At 71.3% G+C, this 4,300-nt stretch carries 3 protein-coding genes and 2 tRNA genes; all 5 read left to right on the plus strand.

Annotation, left to right across the window (positions count from 1 at the left end):
• Positions 1-447: 447 nt before the first annotated feature.
• The 5 genes from G3I19_RS34910 to G3I19_RS34930 all read left to right on the plus strand — a co-directional run bounded on the left by G3I19_RS34910 (position 448) and on the right by G3I19_RS34930 (position 4,276).
• Entirely contained in the window at positions 448-2,742 is a 2,295-nt protein-coding gene (locus G3I19_RS34910) for a DEAD/DEAH box helicase (RefSeq protein WP_164267708.1), read from the plus strand.
• A gap of 200 nt (positions 2,743-2,942) precedes the next feature.
• Positions 2,943-3,317 (plus strand): VOC family protein, encoded by a 375-nt coding sequence (locus G3I19_RS34915; RefSeq protein WP_164267709.1) that lies wholly within the window; start codon positions 2,943-2,945, stop codon positions 3,315-3,317.
• Positions 3,318-3,478: 161 nt separating this feature from the next.
• Positions 3,479-3,551 (plus strand) — tRNA-Lys (locus G3I19_RS34920).
• Positions 3,552-3,716: 165 nt separating this feature from the next.
• A tRNA-Met gene (locus G3I19_RS34925) sits at positions 3,717-3,790 on the plus strand.
• A 105-nt stretch (positions 3,791-3,895) separates the two neighbouring features.
• Complete coding sequence (locus G3I19_RS34930; RefSeq protein ID WP_164267710.1) at positions 3,896-4,276, plus strand: hypothetical protein; 381 nt, start codon at positions 3,896-3,898, stop codon at positions 4,274-4,276.
• Positions 4,277-4,300 lie beyond the last annotated feature (24 nt).

Below are 4,300 nucleotides of genomic sequence, written 5' to 3' on the forward strand. Positions count from 1 at the left end.
CGGGGCCGGGCCGTAAACCGGGGCACGGAGGCAGGCCGTCCGGCCGCCCGACGCCGCCCGGCGGTGACCCGACGCCGCCCAGGCAGCCGTCGGACCCACCGCGTACGAGCCCGACGCCCGACCCCGGAAGCTCGCCGCCCGGGGCGACGACTGCACCGTCCGCAGGCCCCGCCAAGCGGTCCGAAGCGATGCTGATTCCGCTGGCATCACCGCAGGCCGAGCCGGTGCGGCAGGCCGGGTTTGCCAGGGAGGGGGAAGGGTGAGTATGGTAGTAGATCGTTTGATCCCATTGCCCGGCGCCACTGTGTTTCTTGATCAACAAGAGACGAAGAGCGCCCCGAGGCGCGTTCTCTCCCTTACCGTGACTGGTCCGCATTGAGGCGGTCGAAATAGCGATTCACGGAGTTATGGGCGCGTGCCGAGACTCCGGAAGGTTTCGCATTTCGCATGTCCAATTTCAGTTCTGACCACGCCGTCATGCCCGAGAACGACGAGATCGTCGCCGACGCCGAGGCTGTCGTGGTCGAGGTCGAAGAGGCCGTCGCCGAGGCCGTGGCCGCCGGTGACAACGCCGCTGAGGCCGCAGTCACCACCGAGCCCGCCGCCGATGAGGCCGCCACCCGCGAGCCCGTCGCCGCCGAGCCGGTCACCGACGAAGAGCCCGCCGAGCCGACCGTGACCTTCGGGTCCCTCGGCCTCCCCGACGGCATCGTCCGCAAGCTCGCCCAGAACGGCGTCACCGCGCCCTTCCCGATCCAGGCGGCGACCATCCCGGACGCCCTGGCCGGCAAGGACATCCTCGGCCGTGGCCGTACCGGCTCCGGCAAGACCCTCTCCTTCGGCCTCCCGCTGCTGGCGACGCTCGCCGGCGGGCACACCGAGAAGAAGAAGCCGCGCGGCATCATCCTCACCCCGACCCGTGAGCTCGCGATGCAGGTCGCGGACGCGCTCCAGCCGTACGGCGACGTGCTCGGCCTGAAGATGAAGGTCGTCTGCGGCGGTACGTCGATGTCCAACCAGATCTACGCCCTGGAGCGCGGCGTCGACGTCCTCGTCGCCACCCCGGGCCGGCTGCGCGACATCATCAACCGCGGCGCCTGCTCGCTGGCGAGCGTCCAGGTCGCCGTCCTCGACGAGGCCGACCAGATGTCCGACCTGGGCTTCCTGCCCGAGGTCACCGAGCTGCTCGACCAGATCCCCGGCGGCGGCCAGCGGATGCTCTTCTCCGCCACCATGGAGAACGAGATCGGCACGCTGGTCAAGCGCTACCTGACCAACCCGGTCAGCCACGAGGTGGACAGCGCCCAGGGCAACGTCTCGACCATGTCGCACCACGTCCTCGTCGTGAAGCCGAAGGACAAGGCGCCCGTCACGGCCGCGATCGCCGCCCGCAAGGGCCGCACGATCATCTTCGTACGGACCCAGCTGGGCGCCGACCGTATCGCCGAGCAGCTCGTCGAGTCGGGCGTCAAGGCGGACGCCCTGCACGGCGGTATGACCCAGGGCGCCCGGACCCGCGTGCTCGCCGACTTCAAGGACGGTTACGTCAACGCGCTCGTCGCGACCGACGTCGCCGCCCGCGGTATCCACGTCGACGGCATCGACCTGGTCCTGAACGTGGACCCGGCCGGGGACCACAAGGACTACCTGCACCGCTCGGGACGTACCGCCCGCGCCGGCAAGTCCGGCACGGTCGTCTCGCTGTCGCTGCCGCACCAGCGCCGGCAGATCTTCCGGCTGATGGAGGACGCGGGCGTCGACGCCACGCGCCACATCGTCCAGGGGGCCGGGGCCTTCGAGCCCGAGGTCGCCGAGATCACCGGTGCCCGTTCGCTGACCGAGGTCCAGGCCGACTCCGCTAACAACGCCGCCAAGCAGGCGGAGCGCGAGGCCAAGGACCTCACCCGTGAGCTGGAGCGCATCCAGCGCCGGGCGACCGAGCTGCGCGAGGAGGCCGACCGTCTGGTGGCGCGTGCCGCCCGCGAGCGCGGTGACGACCCCGAGGCCGCTGTCGCCGAGGTGCTGCAGGCCGCCGAGGCCGAGATCGCGGCCGCCGTGCCGGAGCAGCCGAGGGCGGAGCAGCGCGAGGAGCGCCGCGACGACCGCGGCAACTTCGGGCGCCGTGACGACCGGGGCGGCGACCGTGGTGGATACCGCGGCGGCGACCGTGGTGGTGACCGCGGTGGCTTCCAGCGCCGTGACGACCGCGGTGGTGACCGCGGCGGTTTCCAGCGCCGTGACGACCGCGGTGGCAACGGTGGCGGCTTCCGTCGCGACGACCGTCCGTCGGGTGGTTCCGGTGGTGGTTTCCGTGGTGGCGAGCGTCGTGACAACGACCGCCCGTCCGGTGGTTTCCGTGGCGGCGACCGCCGTGACGACCGCGGTGGCAACGGTGGCGGCTTCCGCCGTGACGACCGTCCGTCGGGTGGTTCCGGTGGTGGTTTCCGTGGTGGCGAGCGTCGTGACAACGACCGCCCGTCCGGTGGTTTCCGTGGCGGCGACCGCCGTGACGACCGCGGTGGTTTCCAGCGCCGTGAGGACCGCCCCACCGGCGGCCACCGCGGCAGCGACCGTCCGTTCAACCGTGACCGCCGTGACGACCGCCCCACCGGCGGCTTCCGCTCCGGCAGCAGCGACCGTCCGACCGGCCGCCGCGACGACCACCGCACGACCGGTACGGGCACCGGCACCGGTTCGTTCGGCCGCCGCGACGACAAGCCGCGCTGGAAGCGCAACAGCTGACACCTGCCTGCCGGCGTGAGCCGGGGCCGGTGCGCCGGGTGAACCGGTGAACCGTCGCATCACTGAGCGGGCTCCTCCTTCGCGGAGGGGCCCGCTCAGCCGTGTCCGGGACCGGTCCGGCGCCGGCCGATGACTTTCGTGATCCGGGGCGGTCACCTCCTGGAGATCCGAAAGATGAAGACGAGAAGGAGGCACACCCCATGACAACCCCGGGCAACATCACCGGACTCGGCGTCGTCCTCGGCAGCACGGACCCCGAACCCCTCATCGAGTGGTACCGCGCCGCACTGGAGCCGCTGGGCGCCCGCTGGGAGGGGCACATGCTGATCATCGGCCGGCAGGCGGTCATCGGCTTCGACCGCCGCGACGATGTGGCGGACAAGGCCGCCGAGCCCGGCCGGCACCTGGTCAACATCGTGGTGCGCGACATCCGGGCGGCCGAGCGGCACTTCAACACCCTCGGCGTCACCTGGGTCAGGCCGGTCGAGGACACCGGGGGCGGATGGATCTTCTCCACCCTGCTGGACCCGGACGGCAACTACCTCCAGGTACTCCAGGGCCCTGACACCCCCTGAGCGGCGCAACGGGCGTCCTCCGGGCGGGATCCCACCGCTCGGCCACGCCACTCCGGCCGACGGCCCGCACCGCCCGCCGGCCGGAGTTCGACGTGCCCGGTGGGGGATACCCGATCGGCTGCGGGGCACGCTCCCGCTATGCTCGGGGGGTGCGTCAGCACGGACCGTTAGCTCAATTGGCAGAGCAGTGGACTTTTAATCCATTGGTTGTGGGTTCGAGTCCCACACGGTCTACGGGTGAAGGTCGCGGAGGATCTCCTGCTGACCTGCGATGAAGCGTCCCGCTTCGGCTTCTGCCGGGCGGGACGTTTCTGTGTGGCCCGGAAGCCTTCCGGCGGGAGCTGTTCCCGGTCATGGTTCGAACCACCCCCGCGCATGCCGTAGAGTTGGGTTTACCGACGCGGGGTGGAGCAGCTCGGTAGCTCGCTGGGCTCATAACCCAGAGGTCGCAGGTTCAAATCCTGTCCCCGCTACTCAAGTCCGAAGGCCCAGCACATCATGTGCTGGGCCTTCGGTCGTTTCCCGGCCTGTTTCCGGACAGGTGCCGGGACCGGCGTACCGATCGGGGCGGGGCTGGCGTGTTCGTACTGCGGGTGGTTCTGAGCGTTCTGCTGTTGCTGGAGGTCGTGCCATCGGCGATCGCGTCCGTGGCGCGGAGCCGGGCGGGGCTGGAGCGGCTCGATCAGCTCACGCGCCTGGGGGTCGTCGCCGGGCGGCGGCTCTGGGTCGTCTCGCTTCTCGGGGCGGTGCACACGGTCGCGACCGTCGCCGTACTGCTGGGGTTGCGGTGGCCGGCTGCCGGGGTCGCCGGCGCCGGGGCCGAGGCCGTGGTGTTCGGATGGGTGCTGGCCAGGCAGCTGGCCGCCGGAGACCGGGGGCGGGCGCTGGGGGCCTATCTGCTGTTCCTCGCGATGGCGCTCGCCGTGCTCCTGGTGTCGGCGGTCGCGCTGCGCGGCTGATCCCGCGCTGTGCGCGCGGCGGCG

The organism is Streptomyces sp. SID10853, from assembly GCF_010548145.1.
Taxonomy (GTDB): Bacteria; Actinomycetota; Actinomycetes; order Streptomycetales; family Streptomycetaceae; genus Streptomyces.